Source organism: Kitasatospora sp. NPDC036993 (genome assembly GCF_055607525.1).
This window is the reverse complement of sequence record NZ_JBVJRP010000005.1, coordinates 404,601-422,586: the sequence shown is the minus strand read 5'-3', so window position 1 is coordinate 422,586 and position 17,986 is coordinate 404,601. Positions and strand designations below refer to the sequence as shown.

The 17,986-nt window shown below is 73.7% G+C and carries 18 protein-coding genes and 1 pseudogene; 3 read left to right on the top strand and 16 right to left on the bottom strand.

The genetic code is table 11. The annotated features are described in order from the left end of the window. Positions 1 to 12: 12 nt before the first annotated feature. Positions 13 to 534 carry a pyridoxamine 5'-phosphate oxidase family protein gene (locus tag ACZ7C5_RS13580; RefSeq protein WP_401082407.1) on the bottom strand — a complete coding sequence of 174 codons (522 nt, stop codon included), beginning with the start codon at positions 532 to 534 and terminating at the stop codon, positions 13 to 15. Between the two features lie 127 nt (positions 535 to 661). Between ACZ7C5_RS13580 and ACZ7C5_RS13575 the strand changes: the two genes are divergently transcribed. Then, positions 662 to 868, top strand: a complete 207-nt coding sequence (locus ACZ7C5_RS13575) for a hypothetical protein (RefSeq protein WP_470322632.1) — start codon at positions 662 to 664, stop codon at positions 866 to 868. Between the two features lie 30 nt (positions 869 to 898). On the opposite strand, the gene ACZ7C5_RS13570 is transcribed toward ACZ7C5_RS13575, so the two are convergent. The 4 genes from ACZ7C5_RS13570 to ACZ7C5_RS13555 all read right to left on the bottom strand — a co-directional run bounded on the left by ACZ7C5_RS13570 (position 899) and on the right by ACZ7C5_RS13555 (position 3,775). Continuing rightward, the gene (locus tag ACZ7C5_RS13570; protein ID WP_470322631.1) at positions 899 to 1,717 is read right to left on the bottom strand and encodes a hypothetical protein; all 819 of its coding nucleotides are present in this window, start codon (positions 1,715 to 1,717) and stop codon (positions 899 to 901) included. Next, positions 1,702 to 1,830 (bottom strand): hypothetical protein, encoded by a 129-nt coding sequence (locus tag ACZ7C5_RS13565; protein ID WP_401082401.1) that lies wholly within the window; start codon positions 1,828 to 1,830, stop codon positions 1,702 to 1,704. Before ACZ7C5_RS13565 ends, ACZ7C5_RS13570 begins: the two co-directional genes overlap by 16 nt. Positions 1,831 to 1,839: 9 nt before the next feature. Then, positions 1,840 to 2,490 (bottom strand): hypothetical protein, encoded by a 651-nt coding sequence (locus tag ACZ7C5_RS13560; RefSeq protein WP_470322630.1) that lies wholly within the window; start codon positions 2,488 to 2,490, stop codon positions 1,840 to 1,842. 124 nt (positions 2,491 to 2,614) lie between these two features. After that, complete coding sequence (locus ACZ7C5_RS13555; RefSeq protein WP_401082397.1) at positions 2,615 to 3,775, bottom strand: type III PLP-dependent enzyme domain-containing protein; 1,161 nt, start codon at positions 3,773 to 3,775, stop codon at positions 2,615 to 2,617. 195 nt (positions 3,776 to 3,970) lie between these two features. On the opposite strand from ACZ7C5_RS13555, the pseudogene ACZ7C5_RS13550 reads away from it, so the two are divergent. Next, positions 3,971 to 5,005, top strand: a pseudogene (locus ACZ7C5_RS13550) (AMP-binding protein); the annotation flags it as partial. A gap of 390 nt (positions 5,006 to 5,395) precedes the next feature. Here ACZ7C5_RS13550 and dnaE read toward each other — a convergent pair. The 5 genes from dnaE to ACZ7C5_RS13525 form a co-directional block, all read right to left on the bottom strand. Beyond that, on the bottom strand, positions 5,396 to 8,950 hold the full coding sequence (gene dnaE, locus ACZ7C5_RS13545) for a DNA polymerase III subunit alpha (RefSeq protein ID WP_401082391.1): 3,555 nt from the start codon (positions 8,948 to 8,950) through the stop codon (positions 5,396 to 5,398). Between the two features lie 181 nt (positions 8,951 to 9,131). Then, positions 9,132 to 10,469: a cryptochrome/photolyase family protein gene (locus ACZ7C5_RS13540; RefSeq protein WP_470322629.1), complete on the bottom strand. Its 1,338-nt coding sequence runs from the start codon at positions 10,467 to 10,469 to the stop codon at positions 9,132 to 9,134. A 141-nt stretch (positions 10,470 to 10,610) separates the two neighbouring features. After that, complete coding sequence (locus ACZ7C5_RS13535) at positions 10,611 to 11,552, bottom strand: transporter substrate-binding domain-containing protein (RefSeq protein WP_470322628.1); 942 nt, start codon at positions 11,550 to 11,552, stop codon at positions 10,611 to 10,613. A 41-nt stretch (positions 11,553 to 11,593) separates the two neighbouring features. Continuing rightward, positions 11,594 to 12,157, bottom strand: a complete 564-nt coding sequence (locus tag ACZ7C5_RS13530) for a hypothetical protein (RefSeq protein ID WP_401082382.1) — start codon at positions 12,155 to 12,157, stop codon at positions 11,594 to 11,596. Between the two features lie 2 nt (positions 12,158 to 12,159). Further along, complete coding sequence (locus ACZ7C5_RS13525; RefSeq protein ID WP_401082379.1) at positions 12,160 to 12,522, bottom strand: hypothetical protein; 363 nt, start codon at positions 12,520 to 12,522, stop codon at positions 12,160 to 12,162. Positions 12,523 to 12,722: 200 nt separating this feature from the next. On the opposite strand from ACZ7C5_RS13525, the gene ACZ7C5_RS13520 reads away from it, so the two are divergent. After that, entirely contained in the window at positions 12,723 to 13,706 is a 984-nt protein-coding gene (locus tag ACZ7C5_RS13520; RefSeq protein WP_470322627.1) for an aldo/keto reductase, read from the top strand. Positions 13,707 to 13,721: 15 nt separating this feature from the next. Here the strand turns inward: ACZ7C5_RS13520 and ACZ7C5_RS13515 are convergent, their stop codons facing one another. From ACZ7C5_RS13515 to ACZ7C5_RS13490, 6 genes are all read right to left on the bottom strand, one after another. Next, the gene (locus ACZ7C5_RS13515; protein WP_401082373.1) at positions 13,722 to 14,036 is read right to left on the bottom strand and encodes a hypothetical protein; all 315 of its coding nucleotides are present in this window, start codon (positions 14,034 to 14,036) and stop codon (positions 13,722 to 13,724) included. A 166-nt stretch (positions 14,037 to 14,202) separates the two neighbouring features. Next, positions 14,203 to 14,604 (bottom strand): SsgA family sporulation/cell division regulator, encoded by a 402-nt coding sequence (locus ACZ7C5_RS13510; protein WP_401082370.1) that lies wholly within the window; start codon positions 14,602 to 14,604, stop codon positions 14,203 to 14,205. Positions 14,605 to 14,827: 223 nt separating this feature from the next. Next, positions 14,828 to 15,079: a hypothetical protein gene (locus ACZ7C5_RS13505; protein ID WP_401082367.1), complete on the bottom strand. Its 252-nt coding sequence runs from the start codon at positions 15,077 to 15,079 to the stop codon at positions 14,828 to 14,830. Positions 15,080 to 15,351: 272 nt separating this feature from the next. Further along, on the bottom strand, positions 15,352 to 15,993 hold the full coding sequence (locus ACZ7C5_RS13500; protein ID WP_470322626.1) for a DedA family protein: 642 nt from the start codon (positions 15,991 to 15,993) through the stop codon (positions 15,352 to 15,354). A gap of 96 nt (positions 15,994 to 16,089) precedes the next feature. Continuing rightward, positions 16,090 to 16,839 (bottom strand): hypothetical protein, encoded by a 750-nt coding sequence (locus ACZ7C5_RS13495; protein ID WP_401082362.1) that lies wholly within the window; start codon positions 16,837 to 16,839, stop codon positions 16,090 to 16,092. Between the two features lie 162 nt (positions 16,840 to 17,001). Further along, positions 17,002 to 17,955, bottom strand: coding sequence for a MerR family transcriptional regulator (locus ACZ7C5_RS13490; protein WP_401082359.1), 954 nt, complete (start codon positions 17,953 to 17,955; stop codon positions 17,002 to 17,004). Between the last annotated feature and the right edge of the window lie 31 nt (positions 17,956 to 17,986).

The following is a 17,986-nucleotide window of genomic DNA, read 5'->3' as shown; positions in this document are numbered from 1 at the left end:
TCGCCCGGGGACTCAGTCGGCGAGCTGCTTGGTGCTGAACGGGATGGTGACGCGGTAGTTGACCTCGTCGCCGTGGACCGGGTGACCGTCGGGGGAGAGCATCGAGTAGGCGGTGACCCGCGCGCGGTAGATCCGGCTCGGGGAGTCCCCGGTGAAGTCCTGCGGCGGGCGGGAGCGCCGCGCCCGCGCCGCCTCGTCCGGGTAGCGCCGCCGGTAGTACAGCTCGCAGCCCTCGACCAGGTCCGCGCCCTCCAGGACCTCGGCCTGCGCGAGCGCGTACAGCGCGTCGCCGCCCCCGCCGGCCGGGTTGGAGTCGTAGATCGTCAGCGCGACCGCCGGATTGGCCGCGATGTTGCGCGAGTGCAGGGTGTCCAGCCCCGAGATCCAGTAGAACCGGTCCTCGTCGTCCCAGGCGTGGGCCACCGCGCTCACCCACGGCACGGCCTGCGGCGAGGCCGTGCCGAGGGTCAGGTAGCGCGTGGAGCGGAGAAGGTCGCGTGCGGAGGTGCAGAGTTCGTCGTCCGAGCTGGGCACAGTGCCTCCGGTTCGGTGAGCTTGAGCTGCCACGGGGTCGCACAGGCAAGGGGGGCGGACCTGTCGCTCCGCCGGGCGTCCTGCGGCCGGGCGCCGGGACGCCGGTTCCTCGTGTTCTCACTGGTGCGTGTTCTCACTGTACCGAGGCCCGGCGCAGGCCAGAAGAGGGCGTCGACCCGCCCGGCCGCGCACGGAACCCGTCCCGGACCCCGACGCGCTCCTCGCCCTCCTGGGCACCCTGCTCGTCGCCGGGGACGTCGCCCTCCTCAAGGCCTCCCACGCCGTCGGCCTCAGCCGCGTCGCGCACCTCCTGCACACGGGCGCCACGGCGTAGGGCCGCGACCGGCGGCGCGGCTCCGGGGCGTCAGGCGGCGGGGAACGAGCTGAGGACGGTCTGTACCCCGCCGCCCCGGGCGAGGTTGACGAGGCTGCTGCGGCCGGCCCGGCTGAAGTAGCCGAGGACGGTGCGGTCGAGCACGGCGACGCACAGGTCCCGGGTCAGGGCGCCGACGGCGGCGGGGGCGACGCGTTCCTGGACGAGCCAGCCCTGGTGTTGTGGGGGGCCAACGAGTTCGGCCCATTCCTCAGGCCCGTGCTCGCAGCCGATGCGCACGCTGTTGCCGAAGTACCCGTAGGGGGCCTTGAGGACCAGGCGGGTCCGCCCGGCGGCGGCCTGTTCGACGGTGATGCCGTCGCCGAGCTTCCGGCTCCAGGGGACGATGGTCCGCAGGGTCGCGCGCTCGGCGAACCAGTTCTCGTCCTCGAATCGGCCGCCCGGCGCCCGCCACTGGTCGAGGAGCGCGCCGATCCCGGGCGTCCGGCGCCAGAGCCGGGCGACGATGCCGGCCCCGATCACGCCGCCGGGGCTGCTGGCGTTGAACTCCAGGACCCGTACGGTCCCCAGCCGGTCGCCGAACAGGTCCAGCCGGCAGAAGTCCACGGTCAGGGACTCCGGGCGCGGGTGGCGCACGATCCGGCGGTGCAGGACCGGCGGCACGTCCAGGAAGTCCTGGAGGGCCGGGCTTCCCGGATAGGCCCGCACGATCCGCTGGAGGCAGTCCACGGCGGTGAGGACGCGCTGCCGCAGGAACGGCTCGGCCACCGGATGCAGCACGCCGATGGCCGGAAGTACCGGGAACGGCGCGGACGGTGGGGCGGCCGACCGGATCAGCTCCTGCTCCACCCCCGGCGGACCTCGTCGTGGGCCTTCAGCAGCACCGCGTGCAGGGGGTGCGGAGCCACGCCCGGGAGGGCGGTCAGGTCGCGGTCCGGGTCGAAGACCGGGACGTCGTCCACGGCGGCTCCTCAGAGGTAGAGCGGGTGGAGCCGGCCGCTGCGGGCGACGTTGAGCCGGGCCTCGTGGCCGGTGCGGACGAAGGCGGAGACCAGGTGCCCGTCGACGGCGCCGAGGGCCAGGTCGTGGTGGGCGGAGGATCCGTCGGAGCCGTCGCGCAGCCGTGGGCTGGGAAGGTACTCCTGGACCAGCCAACCCTCGGCGATGGCGAGCGCGGCGGCTTCGGCCCAGGCGGCGTCGCCGGTCTCCACGCCGACGACCACGCCCCGGCCGTTGGCGTCCAGCGGGCTCTTGAGGACGTACCGTTCGCGGTCCCGGGTGATCCGGCGGAGGGTCGGGCCGTCGCAAACCCGGGTGCACCTGCTGCGGCTCGACCTCACCCGCCGCAGCCGGGGGTCGTGCTCCCAGGCGGCCACGATGACCTCGATCATGCGGTGGTAGGCGGCGACGAACTCCTCCAACTGTCCGCGCAGGCCCGGCCGCAGGCTCAGCGGAAGCCCCAGCGGCCGGGCCTTGCCGGCGGCCGGGTCGCCCACGGTGTGCGACTCGGCCAGCGCCCGCCCCTCCGGCGTCGTGCCGACCTTCGCGACCTGCCGGGTGAACGTCTCGTCCAGCCCCGGCCAGCTCTCGCCGTCGGCGGCCCCGCTGTCGTCGTCAGCCATGGGAACGGTCACGTCCTCGTCTGGTCGGAAGCCCGGACGGCGAATCGAGCGTAGTCATCCGGCTACGCGATCTCAAGAGGGCGGTGCGGCACCGGCACTCGGACGTGCGGGTGCCGGAGGGCGCCTACCGGATGGTGTCGCCCCGCTCCCGGACGACCGTCCAGCCGTCGCCGTCCAGCGCGTGGACGGGTGGCCGGTGCCGCACCCACAGGTGGGCGAACGGCTGGTCGTAGCCGCCGGCGCCGCCGATCACCACCACGTCCCCGGGCGCCGCGCCGGCGGGCCCCGCGATCTCGTCCGCGAACACGTCGGCCTCGTAGCAGTTTGCGCCGAGCAGCCGGTACCGTCCGCCGAGGTCGCCCGGCGCGGCGGGGAACTCGATCGGGTGCGCCCGGCTCTTCACGGTGCGGGCCAGGTTCGTTCCCCCGTCCAGCACCAGGAGTTCGCGCCCCTCACGGGACTTGCGGACCGCCACCCGGCAGACCAGCGCGCCGTGTCGCTCCACCAGGGAGCGCCCCGGCTCGATCAGCAGGTCCAGCTCGTCGGGGCTCAGCCCGGCCTCGCGGCACCCGGCCGCGACGGCGGCCGCGTACACCTCCCAACCGCGACCGGGGACGCCGCGGGGCGGGAAGCCGCCGCCGACGTCCACCGTCAGCCGGCCCTCGGCGGCCTTCGCCAGGTCCCGGATGACCTCCGCCCAGGACACCAGCGCGTCGCGGTACGCCTCGGGGTCCGACAGCGTGGTGACCCCGGCGTGCACTCCCCACACCGGCCGGCCGGCCCGGGCCAGCAACTCCCGTGCCCCTACCACCTCGTCCGGCAGCAGCCCGAACCGCGACCACGCGCCGCCGGCGCCCCGGGTGGACAGCCGCAGCCCGACCGGCGGGTGCTCGCCGGGCAGCGCGAGCAGGTCGCTCAGCTCGGTCAGCGAGTCGACCTGCACCGGCACTCCGAGGCGGCCCGCCTGGGCCAGGTCGGCCGGGCTCTTCACCGGTCCGTCGAAGACGATCCGCCCGGGTGCGAAGCCGTCCGCCAGCGCCAGGGAGAGTTCGGCCCCGGACACCACCTCCGCCGTCCCGCCCAGGGCCGCCAGCCGCTGGGTCACGGCCGCCAGCGGATTGGTCTTGTAGGAGTACGCCACCGTCAGATGCGGGAACTCCCGGCGCCAGATCCGCCCCATCTCCCGGTAGTCGGCGTCGAGTTCCGCCAGGTCGAACAGGTAGAACGGCGTCGCGCAGCGCTCCGCCACCTCCAGCGCCCCAGTCCGCAAACGATCGTTCAGCACGGTGCACCACCTCCGGGCTCGGTTCGTACGGCTGTGAAGCACGATAGGCCAGCGCCGGCGGGTTGTCAGTGCCACCTCATGTGAGGCGTGGTGTGCGGGTGCCGGTGGAGGTGCGTGCACGGATGGGAGCCGTAACCCCGGGCGGCGCAGGGGCGTTGGGGAGCTGACGGGCCCTGCGGGGGCGGAGCGTGAGGAGTGCGCCATGGGTGCGACGGGTGTCGCGGACGTGTGGATCGTCGGCCGGGGCGAGGGCAACGCGGAGATGCGGACGCTCTGCGAGGAGCTCGGCGGGCGCGGACTGCGGGCGGAGGTGGTGGACTGGGAGGGCCTGACGCCCAGTTGCGCACCGCCCGGGCGCTGCGGGCACGCGGGGCAGGGCCGGGGCGGACCGTCACCCTGCTGGCGGGCAACCTGCCGGAGACCATCGCCGCCCGCTGCGCGGCCCACCTGCTCGGCTGCCGCGTCGTGCGGTTCCACGGCGATGCGCCGGTCAGGATGCGCGCGGGGCTGGTCCGCGACGCCGAGACCCACGTACTGGTCGCCGACCCCCGGTCCGCCGCGGGCGCCGCCGCCCTGGCCGCGACGGCCGGGGCGGCCGACCTGGTCACCCTCGGCCCGGCCGAGGCCGGCGAGGACCTGCTCGCGGCGGCCGCCCGGGAGCCGGCGGAGCCCGTTCCCGGTGCCGCCCGGCCGCAGGACGTCTGCCTGATCCGCCCCACCGGCGGCACCACAGGACCGCCCAAGGGCGTCTGCGTCAGCTACGCGCAGGCCGGCGCCTGGCGGCGGGCGGCCGGGCCGGCCCACCGGCTCCTGGTGTGCACCCCGATCGCCCACGGGCCCGGCCGGCTCGCCGACCGGACACTCGCCGCCGGCGGCACCGTCGTGCTGCACGACTGCTTCGAGCCCGGCGAGGTGCTGGCGGCGGTCGAACGCGAGCGGATCACCCGGCTGTACCTGCTGCTGCCGCTGCTCCACCGACTGCTCGACCACCCCGACCTCGGGCGGCGCGACCTCGCCAGCCTCACCAGCCTGCCCTACGGCGCCTGCCGGGCGTCCCCCGCCAGGCTGGCCGAGGCCGTCCGCCGGCTGGGCCCGGTGCTCTACCAGATCTACGGCCAGACGGAGGCCGGCAGCATCAGCCAGCTGGACGCCGCGGACCACGACGTCCGGTACCCGGAACGGCTGCGCTCCGCGGGCCGGCCGCTGCCCGGCGTCGAGGTGGCCATCCGCGACGACGCCACCGTGTGCCGGATCGCCCGCGACCGCGAGCACCACGTGCTCAAACGCCCGCTGGACACCCGGGGCCGCGGCGTGGTCATCGGGCCGGCGACCGGCGACGCGCAGTGGCAGGAGGCGGTCGAACGCGCCGGCGCCGAGGGCTGGCTCGTCCAGGAGTACCTGCCCAGCCCGCGGCTGCGCGCCACCCCGGACGGACCGCCCCCCGGCACGACCTGGCCCTCGGCGCGGTGGACGGCGGCCTCGCCGCCGCGTTCGTCCGCACCGGCCACGAGGAGCGCCTCGGCGTCGCGGGCTCGGGCAGCCTGCACCCGCTGTACTTCTGAGCCCGCCGTACTTCTGAGCCCGCGGCGCCGAGGGCCCCGGTGGTCGTCGGCCCGGCCGCTACGCGGTTCCGGCCCAGGCGTGGGTGCCGAGGAGGGTCTTGACGTCGGAGGCGAGGCCGTTGTCGGGGTTCACCAGGAACCCCAGTTCGTAGAGGGTGTCCTTGTCCCAGTTGGTGGTGAGCAGGCGCACCGGGACGTCGCCGGGGTGGGCCTCCAGGGCGAGCTTCAGCTCGCTGACGACGCCCGGGGTGATCCGGGCGGCGGGGACGGTGATCTGGACGGGGGGCTTGGTGCCGAGTTCGGCGGAGGACATGTCCAGGGTCGTGATCTCCTGGCCGAAGATGCTCAGCGACCCGTCGCGCTCGTTGAGCCGGCCCCGGGCCGTGATGACGTTGTCCTCGATCATCTGGTCGGCCATGAGGTTGTAGGTGGCGGGGAAGAACAGCACCTCGACCGAGCCGTCGCGGTCGGCGAGGGTGATGATCGCCCAGGCGTTCCCGGCCTTGTTGATCCGGCGGTCGACGGCGGTGATCAGGCCGGCCAGCCGGACCTCCCCCTCGGTCCGGCCGGAGCCGAGGAGTTCGGCGATGGAGCTGTCGCGGTTGCGGGAGAGGATGTGCTCGGCGCCGTCGAGCGGGTGGCTGGAGACGTAGAGGCCGAGCATCTCCCGTTCGAGGCTCAGCAGTTGGCGACGCGGCCACTCCCGGTCGGTCAGTTCGAAGTCCAGGCCGATGGCCGGTCCGCCGGAGTCGCCGTCGAGGGCGCCGAAGAGGTCGTCCTGGCCGATCGCCTGCTGCTTCTTGACGCCCGTCACGGCGTCGATCGCGGTCTCGTGCACGGTGCTCAGGGACAGCCGGGTGTGGCCGAGCGAGTCGAAGGCGCCCGCCTTGACCAGGGAGTCGACGGTGCGCTTGTTGCAGACCACCAGCTCCACCTTGTCCAGGAAGTCCGGGAAGGAGGTGTACTTGCCCTTCTCCGCGCGGGTGCGCACCAGGGACTCGATGACGGGCACGCCCACGTTGCGGACGGCCTTGAGGCCGAAGCGGACGTCGCTGCCGACGGCGGTGAAGTCGACCACCGACTCGTTGACGTCGGGGGACAGGATGCGGATGCCCATCTGGCGGCACTCGGCCAGGTAGACCGCCATCTTGTCCTTGTCGTCGGCGACCGAGGTGAGCAGCGCGGCCATGTACTCGGCCGGGTAGTTGGCCTTGAGGTAGGCGGTCTGGTAGGAGACCAGGCCGTACGCGGCGGAGTGCGACTTGTTGAAGGCGTAGCCGGCGAAGGGCACCAGGACGTCCCAGACCGCCTGGATGGCCTCGTCCGAGTAGCCGCGCTCCTGGCAGCCCGCGTGGAAGGGGACGAACTCCTTCTCCAGGACCTCCTTCTTCTTCTTGCCCATCGCGCGGCGCAGCAGGTCGGCCTGTCCGAGGCTGTAGCCGGCCAGCACCTGGGCGGCTCGCTGGACCTGCTCCTGGTAGACGATGAGGCCGTAGGTGGGGCCGAGGACGTCCTTGAGCGGTTCCTCCAGCTCGGGGTGGATCGGGATGATCTCCTGCTGGTTGTTCTTGCGCAGCGCGTAGTTGGTGTGGGAGTTCATGCCCATCGGGCCGGGCCGGTACAGCGCGGAGACGGCGGAGATGTCGGCGAACTCGGTCGGCTTCATCAGCCGCAGCAGGGCGCGCATGGGGCCGCCGTCGAGCTGGAAGACGCCGAGGGTGTCGCCGCGGGCGAGCAGCTGGTAGGTGGTGGGGTCGTCGAGGGGGATCTTCTCGATGTCGACGTCGACGCCCCGGTTGGCTTTGACGATCTTGATGCAGTGATCGATGATGCCCAGGTTCCGAAGGCCCAGGAAGTCCATCTTGATCAGGCCCATGGCTTCGCACGACGGGTAGTCGAAGCCGGTGATGATCACGCCGTCCTTGTCCCGCATGTGCAGCGGGATGAGGTCGAGCAGCGGGGTGGAGGAGAGGATGACGGCGGCGGCATGCACGCCGGTGCCGCGGATCAGGCCCTCGATGCCCCGCCCGGTGTCGATGATCTTCTTGACGTCCGGCTCGTTGTCGTACAGCGCCCGGATCTCGGTGCCCTCGTTGTAGCGGGGGTGCTTCTCGTCGAACAGGTCGGCCAGCGGCACGCCCTTGCCCATGACGTCCGGCGGCATCGCCTTGGTGATCCGGTCGCCCATCGCGAACGGGTAGCCGAGGATGCGGTTGGCGTCCTTGACGGCGGCCTTGGCCTTGATCGTGCCGAAGGTGTTGACCTGCGCGGTGTAGGCGGCACCGTACTTCTCGGTCACGTAGCGGACCATCTGGTCGCGCTGGCGGTCGTCGAAGTCGATGTCGACGTCCGGGGGGTTGATGCGCTCGGGGTTGAGGAACCGCTCGAACAGCAGGTCGTGCTCCAGCGGATCCAGCTGGGTGATCCCGGTCAGGTAGGCGACCATCGAGCCGGCCGCCGAACCGCGGCCGGGGCCGACCGGGATGCCGTTGTCCCGGCCGTACTGGCAGATGTCGGCGACCACGAGGAAGTAGGCGTCGAACCCCATCGGGGTGATCACGCCCATCTCCAGCTCGATCCGGTCCAGCACGTCCTGGCCGGGGCTGTCCCCGTAGCGGTGCTTGAGGCCGATCTCGATCTTCTTGCGCAGGAACGAGGCCTGGGTCTCGCCCTCGGGCACGTCGAACTGCGGCATCCGGTCGACGTAGGTGAAGACCTCCTCGTACGACTCGACCCGCTCGGCGATCGCCAGCGTGTTGTCGCAGGCCTCCGGCAGCTCGCGGAAGAGTTCGCGCATCTCCTCGGAGGTCTTGACGTAGTAGCCGGTGCCCTGGAACTTGAACCGCTTCGGGTCGTCCTTGTTCTTGCCCACGCCGACGCAGAGCAGGCTGTCGTGGGCGTCGGCCTGGTCGGCGGTCACGTAGTGCGAGTCGTTGGTGGCCAGCAGCGGGATGTCCAGCTGCTTCGCCAGCCGCAGCAGGTCCTCGCGGACCTGGCGCTCGATGTCCAGGCCGTGGTCCATCAGCTCCAGGAAGTAGTTCTCCTTGCCGAAGATGTCCTGGTAGGCGCCGGCGGCCTTGACCGCCTCCTCGTACTGCCCCAGCCGCAGCCGGGTCTGCACCTCGCCCGACGGGCAGCCGGTGGTGGCGATGATGCCGGCCGCGTTCGCGGCGATCAGCTCGCGGTCCATCCGGGGCTTCATGTAGTAGCCCTCCATCGACGCGGTCGAGGAGAGCCGGAAGAGGTTCCGCAGGCCGGTCGCGTTCTGTGCCCACATGGTCATGTGGGTGTAGCGGCCGCCGCCGGAGACGTCCTTGCCGCCCTCGCCGTCGGCGCCGGTGGGGCGCTGTCCGCCCGGCGACCAGAACACCTGCTTCTTCAGGAAGCGCGAGGCCGGCGCCACGTACGCCTCGATGCCGATGATCGGCTTCACCGAGGTCTTGGCGGCGGCGTGGAAGAACTCGTAGGCACCGAACATGTTGCCGTGGTCGCTCATCGCGATGGCGGGCATGCCCTGTCTCTCCGCCTCGGCGAACAGCTTCCCGTTCTTGGCGGCCCCGTCGAGCATCGAGTACTCGGTGTGGACGTGCAGGTGGGCGAAGCTGTCGGACACGGTGCGGTGCTCCTCGCGGGACTCGTTCGGGGAAGGGGCCAACGCTAGTCGGTCCGGGTGAACGACACGCCGGGCCGGGGGGAGGCGGGCCCCCGGCCGCGAGGTCTGGTATGGGCGAACGCGTGGGCCCGCCCGGTGCCGCGTGCCACCGGCACCGGGTGCGCACCCGTCGTGGCCGGGCTCAGTCGAGGCCGCGGGCGTGGCGGAGGCGGTCGGTGAGGGCGTCCGGGGGGATCAGCGGGGCCGGGTAGTCGGCGTCGAGGAGCCAGGGGCGGTGCACGGCGCGCCCCGGCAGGTGGGCGAGTTCGGGCACCCAGCGGCGTACGTACGCCCCGTCCGGGTCGTAGCGGTCGGCCTGGCGCAGCGGGTTGAGCACCCGGTTGGGGCGGGTGTCGGTGCCGGTGCCCGCGACCCACTGCCAGTTGAGCTGGTTGTCCGCCACGTCGCCGTCGACCAGGAGCGACAGGAAGTGGGCGGCCCCGATCCGCCAGTCCAGGTACAGGTTCTTCGCGAGGAAGCCCGCGGTCAGCAGCCGGGCCCGGTTGTGCATCCAGCCCTCCTCGGCGAGCTGGCGCATCCCGGCGTCGACGATCGGGTAGCCGGTGCGGCCCTGCCGCCAGGCCTCGGCCTCGCGCTCGTCCCGGTGCCAGTGGTCGTCCCGGGTCCGGTAGTCGCGGTGCGCGGCGTCCGGGCGGGCGGCGAGGACCTGGTGGTGGAAGTCACGCCAGGCGAGCTGCCGGACGAAGGCCTGGGCCCCCTCGCCGTCGTGCCGCAGGGCGCGCTCGGCGAGTTCGGTGGGGGACAGGCAGCCGAAGTGCAGGTACGGGGAGAGCCGGGAGGTCGCGTCGGCGGCGAGGTCGTCGTGCACCTCGGCGTACGCGTCGACGTCCCAGCGCCGCCACCGCGCCCTGGCCGCGGTCTCGCCGCCGGGCGGCAGCGCGGGCGAGAGCGGCCCGGTGAGGACCAGGTTCTCGCTGCCGAGGCCGCCCGGGGTGTCGAGCGCCCGGGGGGCGCGCAGCACCGTGCGGCGCGGCGCCTGCTGCCAGGCGCGGTGGTACGGGGTGAAGACCGCGTAGTGGTCACGGCCGGCCGGGGTGATCCGGCCCGGCGGGACCACGGTCACCGAGGCGTCGTGGACGTGCAGCCGGTCGCCGAACAGTGCCCGCAGCCGTGCCTCCCGCCGCTGGGCGAAGCCGCTGACGCCCGCCGCGACGTGCACGGTGGCGGCGCCACCGGCCTCGGTGCCCGTGGCCTCGGCGGCGACCCGGGCCGTCTGCTCGGCGGGCTCGCCGCGGCGCACGGTCAGCCGGGAGCCGATCCGGCGCAGCGAGGCGTCCAGGTCGGTGAGGCAGTCGGCCAGGAACGCCTGCCGGTTGGGCGCGGCGAACCCGGCGTCCTCGACGGCCGGGTCCAGGACGAACAGCGGGACGACCCGGTCGGCCGCGGCCCTGGCGGCGTGCAGCACGGGGTTGTCGTGCAGTCGCAGGTCCTGGGTGAACAGGGCGATCGATACGGTCACGGGTGGTGCCTCGCAGGTGGTGCCGTCGGGGTGGTCGGATGCTCCTACCCGGGTTCGGAGCCGCCTGCGAGGTGGATTGGTCCGAATGGCCGACGACCGTCGGCCGGTGCGGGCCGCCGGTCCGGATCGGTGGTCCGGGGCTCAGGTGCAGTGGGAGTACCGGTCCACGTCGGACTCGCTGTCGGGCTGGTAGTCGTTGGTGAAGACCGGGTCGGCGGCGACGATGCTGGGCAGGTTGTCCCGGAAGTGCTGCACCCACTTCTCCCTGAGGAACTCCCTGACGTGTCTCATGATGGTGCGGCAGGTGTCCTGATGGCCGGCCTGGAGCCCGACTCCGTAGTAGTTGAGCGCGCCGAAGGTGAGGGGCAGGACCTTCATCCTCCCCGGGTACAGCTGGGTGAAGCCGTAGAGGATCGTGGCGTCGGTGTAGACGGCGTCCGCCCGCTTCTCCAGGAGGTCCTGCACGCAGGTGGCGAAGTCCGTGTGGAAGTAGAGGGAGCTGGGGATGAGTCCGGCCGGGGTCGGGCCCGACGGCGAGGGCACGCCGGCGGCGGAGGTGCTTCCCGTCACGGTGCAGATGTGCTTCTTCGCCACGTCGCCGGGAACGGTGATCCTGTTGTCGTCGGACCGCACGAGCAGGGTCTGCCGGGTTTTCAGGTAGGGGCCGGCGAAGTCGACCAGAGCCTGCCGGTCGGGCGTCATCGAGTAGGAGGCGATGACGAGTTGGACCGCTCCGCTGGTCAGCTTGGACTCCCGCTCGTTCGAGGGAATGTCGATGAAGTTCGGCTTGAAGCCCATCTTCTCGGCCAGGTACTTCGCCAGGTCGAGATCGAATCCGGAGCTGGAGTACGCCGTCTTCAGGTTGAGACCGGGCTGGTCGTTCTTCACCCCGATGTTCACGTGTTCGCCGAGCCAGGCCGGCTGGGTTGTCGATGCCGTGGGACCGGGCGGCGAAGGAACGGGCTGCGGAGGAACGGTCCCGCCTCCGCCGCCGCCTCCGCCGCCGCACCCGCTCAGGACGGCGGCCGCGGTCAGCACGGACAGTCCGATCCGCCGTCCGGTGCCGTTGACGAGTGTGCGCATGCGTCCCCCAGTTCGGTCGGACCGGATGGACCGCCGAGGTCTCAGGCGACCTTGGCGGAGAGGTTCAGGCTGCAACCACGGTCCTCGTTCTCGACGGCCACCGTCACCGTGACCGTCCCCGAAGCGGGCGGGAGGCTGACGGTGAAGCCCGAGGCGGCCTTGCGTACCTCCAGCTGGTTCCCCAGGGAGCCGTTCGCCCTGAGCCGGGTTCCGGGCACGCAGTTGGAGGCGGACGTGGCGTCGTGCACGTCGAGTGACAGGGTCACCCGCGTGCGGGTGGACGGGACCTCCAGGGTGATCAGTGCGGGGTCACCGCCCGGACTCATGCCCAGGTAGTTCTGGAAGTCCCGGATCACCGGCGGGCCTTCCGGGCCGTTCCAGTCGTAGGACAGTGCGGCGACGGCCAGGGCCACCAGCAGGACGAGCACCACCGGTGCCGCCACCCTCATCCGTGACTTCGACCGAGGGGGAACCAGCAGGACGGTCTGGTTTCCGCTGCCGCTGTGGCTGGCCACGTGGCCGGTGTTGACGAGGGTGGTGTCGTTGGTGGCGCGGGCCGCTCCGGGGGCCGTTCCCCCGGTCTCCGGTGGAGGGTTCTCAGCCATGGTCAGAACGTGATGTGCTGGTCACCGCTCCCACTGTGGCTGACCATCTTTCCGTTGTTGACGATGGAGGTGCTGTTGAGCGGGCCCGCCGAGAGCTGGGCGGCCAGCTCCTGGAGGTCCGGGGCCGCATCGCCGATCCGCCAGAGCCCGAGGACCCGCTGCCGGTCCTGGTCGGAGAAGCCCTCCCCGCCGCCGGGCAGCCGGAGGGACTCGCGGAGCTGTTCCAGTTCGGTGTCCTCCTCGACCTGCTCCACCGCCCGGTGCCTCGACAGGATTCCCCGGACCCTGTCCCTGATGGTGCTCCATCCGGCGTTCACCATGAGGGTGACCAGCGCACTCAGCCCCGTCGTGATCACGTCGTCCATCGTCAACTCCCCGTGAATTGCGTGATGTTGGCACATCATACGGCAAGGGGTGCGCCCTCGGAGAGGGGAATGACGGAGCGCTCGCAGCTTCCTGGGGGCGCTTGTCCGGGCGCCGGAGGCCGGACGGTTCCGCAGGTCAGAGCCGTCGGCACGAGGACGCGCCCGTGGAGCGGCGGGCTGCCGCGTGAGAGGCTCGCCCCATGGAACAGCGCGTACTCGGCCGTACCGGCCGCCCCGTATCGATGGTCGGACTCGGCACCTGGCAGCTCGGAGCGGGCTGGGGGGACGTCCGGGAGGAGGACGCCCTCGCGGTGCTGGAGGCCTCCGTGGAGGCGGGCGTCACCCTCTTCGACACCGCCGACGTCTACGGCGACGGCCGCAGCGAGCGGCTGATCGGCCGCTTCCTGAAGGAGCGCCCGGACGCGGGGGTGTTCGTCGCCACCAAGTTCGGCCGCCGGGTCGAGCAGCGGCCCGAGCACTACGACCTCGCCAACTTCCGGGCCTGGGCCGACCGTTCACGGGACAACCTGGGAGTGGAGCGGCTCGACCTGGTGCAGCTGCACTGCCCGCCGACGCCGCTCTACTCCTCGGACGAGGTGTTCGACGCGCTGGACACCCTGGTGGCGGAGGAGCGCATCGCCGCCTACGGGGTGAGCGTGGAGACCTGCGCCGAGGCACTGACCGCGATCGCGCGCCCGGGCGTCGCCAGCGTCCAGATCATCCTGAACGCGTTCCGGCTCAAGCCGCTGGAGCAGGTGCTGCCCGCCGCCGAGGCGGCCGGCGTGGGCATCCTCGCGCGGGTGCCGCTGGCCTCGGGGCTGCTGTCGGGCCGCTACCGCGAGAACACCGTCTTCGCCCCGGACGACCACCGCACCTTCAACCGCCTCGGCGAGTCCTTCGACCAGGGGGAGACCTTCTCCGGGGTGGACTTCGCGACCGGGGTCGAGGCGGCGGCGGAGTTCGCCGCGCTCGCGCCCGAGGGGGCGAGCGCGGCCCAGACGGCGCTGCGCTGGGTCACCCAGCAGCCGGGGGTGACGACGGTGATCCCCGGCGCCCGCAACGTGGCGCAGGCCCGGGGCAACGCGGCCGCCGCCGGCCTGGCGCCGCTGCCGCCGACCACCCTGGCCGCCGTGCGCGAGCTGTACGACCGGCGGATCCGGGCCCAGGTGCACGGCCGCTGGTGAACCTCCGGCCGGCCCCTACGACGGTCGTCGTCGGGGCCGGTCCGCGTGCTGAGCCCGCCGCTGCGGGGGCTGCTCGGCCGCACGGCCGGCGGGCCGCCGTGCGGCGTGGCGCGGAGCGTCGTCCTCCGGCGCGCGCCAGGAGTCGGCGCGGGCCCCGGCCGCACTCCCGGCCGGCCTCGGGGGCCGGTGGTGGGCGAGGCGGTGGCGGGCGAGGCGGTGGCTGCCCCAGGCGAACGCGCCGATGAGCAGCACGGCGATGGCCAGGGCGGGCACGGCGACGGCGAAGAGGGAGGGGCCGTCGACCGTCGGCGAGAGCGGTTGGTCGGTCATGGTCTGCTCCTTTCCTTCGGTTCCGGTGGCGGGCCCGGCCCCACGGGGAGGGGAGTACCGGGCCGGGTCCGCCGCCGCGGGCCCGTCTACCCTGGCCGCCCGGGGGCATGCCGGGTCCGCGTCGGTTCGGGCGGGATCGGGCGAGTTCGAGCGAGTCCGGGCCTGTTCAGGCGAGGAGGCGGACGAGGGCGGCGTCGATGTCCAGGTGCCCGGGTTCGGCACCGGCCGGCACCAGGCTGAAGGTGTCCTGGAGGAAGGCCGTCACGACGTTCGCGGGGATGCTGATCACGGCCCGCGAGGTCGGCGAGCGCAGGGTGACGAGGACCCGGCCCGCCGGCCCGGGCGCCACCGTCACGTCCCCGCAGCCGACGGGGGCCCGGCAGCCCGCGTCCAGCAGGTCGCGCGCGAAGGTCCAGCGCGCTCCGTCGTCGTCGCCGAGTGGTGGGAAGGCCAGACACACCGCGTACGGCAGCGAGGTGTCGAAACGCAGCTGCGCCTCCACGGCCACGTCCGGGAACGGACCTTCGGGCAGCGTGACGGCGGTGGACCAGGAGGTGGCGACGGTCATGCGGCGAACTCCCGTTCGGATAGGGGCGGCGGCTCTGCGCCGCGGCCTCGAAGGCCGGTGCGGCAGCCCTCGGTTACCCGCGCGCCCGTCGCGCATTCCTCGCGCCGGACGTCGCCCGGTCCGGCACGCCCCGAAGCCCCGCTCCGGCGTTCCCTGGGCTCCACGGGGCACCGGGGCGGGGCTTCCGCCCGCTGCGGGTCTCACGGTCCGCCCGCGCTGGGCCTCACGGCGCGACGGTGTCCGCCGCGGGCGGCTCTTCGTCCTCGTCCTCCTCCGACTGCCCCTTCCTCCTGACGTCGGCGGGGGTGGGAGAAGTGATCGAGCGCTCCTCGGCGGAGCGCTCCCGGGCTCCGACGCGGCCCTCGGCCTTCGCCCGGACGTCGGCCGGGGTGGGAGAGGTGATCGCGCGTTCCTCGGCGGACCGCTCCTGCGTCGCCTCGTCCGGCTGCGCTCCGTGGTCGTCGGGTTCGGTCATGGCTCGTTCCCCTTTCCGGGTGCTGGGTTCCAGCGGCCGGGACACCGGGCGGCTGCCCCGGATGTCCGGTCGCAACCGGGGGTGAGAAGGCCGGGCGCCTTGGCGCGGCGCGGTCCCGGTTCGGGCGGTCGTCGGCCTTCCGACCGTAACCCGGGGCCTGATGCCGCGCTGCCGGAGGCGGCGGGTGGGCGGTACCGGCCACTGCGCGGCCCGGCGCCGCGCCCGTCCCCCCGCCACCGCCCCCGTCCGGCCGGTGGGCCCGGTGCGACGTGTCAGCGCTTTACGTCCCGGTCGTCCCCGGCCGGCGTGCGGGCCCCGGACCTGCGCCGGCGCACGTACCAGACGACCAGGGCGACCACCACGAGCGCGGCGATCAGCAGGGCGAGGGCCCGGCCGACGGTGCTCTCGACCCGGCTGTAGGCGGCGCCGGCGAAGTAGCCGAGAAGGGTGAACCCGATGCCCCAGAGGATCCCCCCGAGGGCGTTGAACAGGAGGAACCGGCGGTAGGGCATCCGCGACATGCCGGCCAGGGTGGGCACCATGGCGCGGAAGAAGGCGACGAACCGGCCGAAGAAGACGGCGGCCGGCCCGCGCCGCCGGATCAGGTCCTGGGCGCGGTCGACCCGGTCCGCGTGGCGCCGCATCGGCCGGGAGTCGACGATCTTCGGGCCGAGGTGGCGGCCGATCTCGTAGCCGGCGGTGTCGCCGAGGACGGCGGCGCAGACCACGAACAGGACGATCCAGCCGATCTCGATCCTGCCCTGGTGGGCGAGGAACCCGCCGAGGACGGCGGCGGTCTCGCCGGGGACGACGAAGCTGAAGAAGAGGGCGTCCTCGACGAACACGAGGCCCGCGACGACCAGGTAGCCGACCGGGCCGGACAGACCGCTCAGCCAGTCGGTGATCGACTTCATCGGCCACCCCGTTCGGGATCGCGCGTCCCGCTCCGCCTCCGTCCAGTGTGCGGCGCCGTCGGCGGGTCGGCGACGCCGGAGGGGAACGGCGCGGGCTCAGGCCAGGACCAGCGAGCGCAGCAGGTCGACCTCCTCGAACGCCAACCCGGCGAGGAGGGCGGAGAGTTCCCAGGCCCCGGGGGCCAGCAGGTCGACGCCGGCCAGGACGTCGCGTCCGCCGCCGCGGTCGAGCTCGTCCAGCGCGCGGGGCAGGTTGCGGCGCCACAGCACGGCCGGTGCGGGCGGTCCGGCGGCGCCGGGGCCAGGGTGGAGCGTGCCCTCGGGGGACACCCACAGGGGCGGGGCACCGGTGCCGGCGCTGACGGCGGGGCGGTGCAGCAGCAGACGGTGGTCCATCGTGCGGAACCCGTGGGCGAGGAACGCCCGGGTGGTGACCGGCCGGGCGTGCAGTGGCAGACCGGCCAGGTGGGGCGGCCACGGCGGGGGGTCGGTGAAGGCCGTGACGGCGGTCAGCCCGCCGCTGCCCGCCAGGAGCGTGCGGACGAGGAGCGCGGCGGCGTCCGGGGCCTCGCGGCAGTGCAGCCAGGCGACACCCCCGGTGAGACGGCCGGGTGTGCTCCGCCGGTGGACGGCCATGGCGCCCCGGAGCCGGCCGTCCTCGTCCTCGTCCTGGACGACGAGGACGGTCCGGTCGGACCGGGGCTCCCAGCCGGTGGCGGTGTCCGGGACCGCGGCGAAGGGCGCGGGAGGCCGGTCGGCCGTGATCAGCCGGACCACCTGGGCCCGGTCCTCGCGGGTCGCGGGCCGGACCCGTAGCTCCCGTCCCGTCCTCAGGGCCGTGTTCATCGCACTCCTTATCTCGTCCTGACCTCGTCCTGACCGACTTGCCGATCGCCCGACAGCCCGATTGCCCGACTGTCGGCACGGCGGGTTCGGCGCCGACGGCGCGCCGGATGGGCAGGGCAGTCAGGTTCACCCGATCGGGTGGGTCGGGCGGTGCGCCCCCGGTCACGCGGTGACGGTCCGCTCCAGGAGGTCGAGGGCGCCCGCCAGGGTGCGGGGGCCCGCGGCGCCGTCCGGGAGGCGGGCGCGGCCCCAGCCGGGGCCGGTGGCCAGGACCAGGGCCCGGCCGCGGGAGCCGCGCGGGCCCCACCCGGCGCAGGCCACCCGTCGGACCAGCTCGTGGTCGGCGGTGAGCGGCAGCTGCGACCAGAGCATCACGGCGCCCGGGCCGATCCGGTGCACCGCGTCCAGCAGCGCCCCCGGCGGGACGGCCGCGCCCAGCATCCGGAACGGCAGCGCCCGTTCGCCCAGGCCCGCCGCGACGGCCTCCAGCGCCAGGCTGTGCTGCTCGTCGGGCATCGCGGCCAGCAGCACGGGCGGCGCGGGCCTGGGCCTGGAGGGCCGTACGGCGGCGGCGCGCAGGACGGTGGACACGTGCCAGGACAGCAGGTGCTCGACCTCGACGTACTGCTCGCCGGAGGCGGCCCACCTGCGGCCGGTCGCGCGCAGCGCGGGCATCATCACGTCCGTCCAGGCGTCGACGATCCCGAGCGAGTCCACCGTCTCCCGCAGGATCCGGGCGACTTCGGGGGAGTCCAGGCGGGCGGCGGCCCGGGCGAGGCCCCGGCACTCGGGGCGGACCGCGCCCATCCGCAAGGTGCGGCCGCCGGCCGGGCCGGGGCGTACGGACGGCCCGGGCACCAGGCCCTCGGGAGCCGTCGCCCGGTGGGCGGCCAGGACGGCCCTGGCCGCCTCGGCCGGGCGCACCCCGCGGGCCGCCAGCCGGCACATGGCTTCGAGCAGGGCGATGTCCGCGGGGCTCCAGCGGCGGTGGTGGCCTGCGTCGCGCCGGGACGGGCCGATGCCGTAGCGGCGTTCCCAGGAGCGGATCGTGGTGGGGGAGACCCCGAGGAGCCGGGCCACGCTCCCGGTCGGCATGCCCGCCGCGTCGGTGTCCATCGGTCTCCTTCCACCGGCGTCCCGGTGCCGG

Excerpts from the sequence above, each read along its gene's own strand:
- ACZ7C5_RS13560 (WP_470322630.1), bottom strand. The coding sequence starts at position 2,490 with ATGGCTGACGACGACAGCGGGGCCGCCGACGGCGAGAGCTGGCCGGGG.
- ACZ7C5_RS13530 (WP_401082382.1), bottom strand. The coding sequence starts at position 12,157 with ATGGCTGAGAACCCTCCACCGGAGACCGGGGGAACGGCCCCCGGAGCG.
- ACZ7C5_RS13490 (WP_401082359.1), bottom strand. The coding sequence starts at position 17,955 with ATGGACACCGACGCGGCGGGCATGCCGACCGGGAGCGTGGCCCGGCTC.
- ACZ7C5_RS13535 (WP_470322628.1), bottom strand. The coding sequence starts at position 11,552 with ATGCGCACACTCGTCAACGGCACCGGACGGCGGATCGGACTGTCCGTG.
- ACZ7C5_RS13525 (WP_401082379.1), bottom strand. The coding sequence starts at position 12,522 with ATGGACGACGTGATCACGACGGGGCTGAGTGCGCTGGTCACCCTCATG.
- ACZ7C5_RS13505 (WP_401082367.1), bottom strand. The coding sequence starts at position 15,079 with ATGACCGAACCCGACGACCACGGAGCGCAGCCGGACGAGGCGACGCAG.
- ACZ7C5_RS13500 (WP_470322626.1), bottom strand. The coding sequence starts at position 15,993 with ATGAAGTCGATCACCGACTGGCTGAGCGGTCTGTCCGGCCCGGTCGGC.
- ACZ7C5_RS13510 (WP_401082370.1), bottom strand. The coding sequence starts at position 14,604 with ATGACCGTCGCCACCTCCTGGTCCACCGCCGTCACGCTGCCCGAAGGT.
- ACZ7C5_RS13515 (WP_401082373.1), bottom strand. The coding sequence starts at position 14,036 with ATGACCGACCAACCGCTCTCGCCGACGGTCGACGGCCCCTCCCTCTTC.
- ACZ7C5_RS13495 (WP_401082362.1), bottom strand. The coding sequence starts at position 16,839 with ATGAACACGGCCCTGAGGACGGGACGGGAGCTACGGGTCCGGCCCGCG.
- ACZ7C5_RS13520 (WP_470322627.1), top strand. The coding sequence starts at position 12,723 with ATGGAACAGCGCGTACTCGGCCGTACCGGCCGCCCCGTATCGATGGTC.